The sequence below is a fragment of the Roseovarius sp. PS-C2 genome, from assembly GCF_018862045.1.
Taxonomy (GTDB): domain Bacteria; phylum Pseudomonadota; class Alphaproteobacteria; order Rhodobacterales; family Rhodobacteraceae; genus Roseovarius.
Window position 1 is genome coordinate 1 of sequence record NZ_JAHKSQ010000032.1, and the last position, 2,091, is coordinate 2,091.

The window sequence follows — 2,091 nt, forward strand, 5'->3', positions numbered from 1 at the left end:
CCCTTCGGGCGATAGGCCAAACATAAAGCGTCGCGGGATGGAGCAGTCCGGTAGCTCGTCAGGCTCATAACCTGAAGGTCGCAGGTTCAAATCCTGCTCCCGCAACCAAAATATCTCAAGAAATACAGATACTTGCATGCCACACCGCTGGCGCAAGCTGCACTGTGTGAATGCGTGGTGCTACGCTGGTGCTACGGTTGAGGCGAAGAAATCTCGTAAACGCGATGCCAAACTAACCAGCGCGATGAAAGGTAGCAGAAGCGACTGCTTCCAGCCCCAAACAAGGACATTCGCACCAGATGCAGCGATAACCCCGCCGGAGAAGTCACCGTTCTGGTCGAACGACGGCCCTTACGGCTACAACCGGGTGGCCGTCGTCCTGACCTCTAAAATATTTCCGGTAGTGCCGCGTACTTACTGTTCTTCCCGCTTCTGCATACAACCGGAGTAGGGAAATTAGCCACGGAAAGCCCCTATTTTTCCCAGAACAGAAAGCAAGCATGTCAGCCTCCATAGGCGATCTGCCAAGGGAGTTTTTCTCGGATTTCATCCATGAGATATGCCCGTCCGTTAGAGAGACAATGGTATTGGGAGCATCGTGGGGTCGGTGAGACTTAGCGAAATCAACAGCGTGATTAAGGAGCGTTTCTGGCTTAAGGCTGCTGTTGCCCGCAAGCACGAAACCGAAAACCTGATCGAGCGATCTGTCGGTCGAGTATTGTTCAGCTTCGGTTCCGGAAATCAAGATCTGTGAGCCATACTTCCGGTAGGGCACCGTCGGCCGCGAGCCAAGTGCATCTTCTTCGACCTCCACCACTCGGTTGAGTGATTTCACAGATTGAATCTTGGAAAACGCATCTTCAAGTTTCGCCCTATCTAGACTGCTCTTCACTTCACCGACGGCTAACACCCCTTCTATGGGATAGTAGGTGGCCTCCGGCGTATCATTGATAGAGAAAACGGGACATAGGTGCTTCTCAAAAATGACTATGTCTTGTTGCTTACTCAGGCCACCAAAACTATCAACTACAATGCCGGAGCCAATGCCGATATTTCCTGGCAAGACCCTCTCCAGCTGCAATCGTGCTGGAGTTTCTCTCGCGGCGCCTATAAGGCCGGGATGACCTGCTCCCGCAGCCTCGTCAAAATCATAGACCAGCCGCTGAGCCATCAACTGAAGATGATCAAATCCCGAAAAGCTTTTGGCCATTGACGCCTCCTCAAATAGCGACCGTATATGGGGAAGGTTGAATCAATCGTTATCATCGTCATCAATGACATTGAAATCCCAACTGTGATGACTCTTGATTTTGCCATCTTCCTTCAAGCCAACTTGAAGACGAAACTGGGTTCCAGGCAGAGCCTCGCGAACTGCCTTGGGACAATGCGTAATGTCCTGTTCTGGGTCGAAGCCATCCTGATCTGGACAAGGCCTTACGTGGACCTTGCCGTTATCACCGTGTGAGACGACTACATCAATGTCGTGATACTTCTTGTGTCCCTCTTTCCTAGGGCTTTGGTCCTCGATGAAAACAAGCGAACATTGGACAGTATAGAGATCCAATATCTGCATCGTCCGCATAAGACTTAACCGAGAGAATAGAGGCAGGTTCTCCGCCTGCAACTCGGCGGCTTTGTGGGAGATGACACCAAAAACGACACTATACTTCTTTTGGTCAATGGGGGCGCAGAAATTGTCACGATTCTCCGCAGAAACTTTGTCGCCTATAAGACCTTTCAGCTTGGTCGAACATTCCTCTTCCTGCTTGAGCAGTTCTACAGAATTTATGCCTTGATTGAATAGATGGCTAAGGTGGGCTGAACGGGTCGAAATTTTGATGTGGTACATGTCAGCCGTCGCCTGCTCTGTTCCAAGGTGTGAAACGGAATATATGTCACACGGTTCCACTTGGCTGGAGCCAGCGGGGCTAATATCGGTCTGGTCAAGGCATTAGCATCGCATGTGAACGGCGGAGCAATACTCGGCCACGGTAGCGACGGCATAGTGTTGTCGCGGGCGGCGTAAAAGTCGTCCACTTTTGCCCTTTCGGATTTCGGGAGGGCTTGGGGATATACACCGTGGACTTGTAT

General features: G+C 51.2%; 1 protein-coding gene, 1 tRNA gene and 1 pseudogene. 1 reads left to right on the forward strand and 2 read right to left on the reverse strand.

The genetic code is table 11. The annotated features are described in order from the left end of the window. Window positions 1-31 precede the first annotated feature (31 nt). Window positions 32-108, forward strand: a tRNA-Met gene (locus tag KPG71_RS19525). A 217-nt stretch (window positions 109-325) separates the two neighbouring features. On the opposite strand, the gene KPG71_RS19530 is transcribed toward KPG71_RS19525, so the two are convergent. Together KPG71_RS19530 and KPG71_RS19535 are read right to left on the reverse strand one after the other, a co-directional pair. Continuing rightward, window positions 326-1,210, reverse strand: coding sequence for a DUF6602 domain-containing protein (locus KPG71_RS19530; protein ID WP_216340423.1), 885 nt, complete (start codon window positions 1,208-1,210; stop codon window positions 326-328). A gap of 42 nt (window positions 1,211-1,252) precedes the next feature. Continuing rightward, window positions 1,253-1,939, reverse strand: a pseudogene (locus tag KPG71_RS19535) (DUF6119 family protein); the annotation flags it as partial. Window positions 1,940-2,091 lie beyond the last annotated feature (152 nt).

Coding starts and splice junctions, on each gene's coding strand:
- KPG71_RS19530 (WP_216340423.1), bottom strand. CDS start 1,210: ATGGCCAAAAGCTTTTCGGGATTTGATCATCTTCAGTTGATGGCTCAG.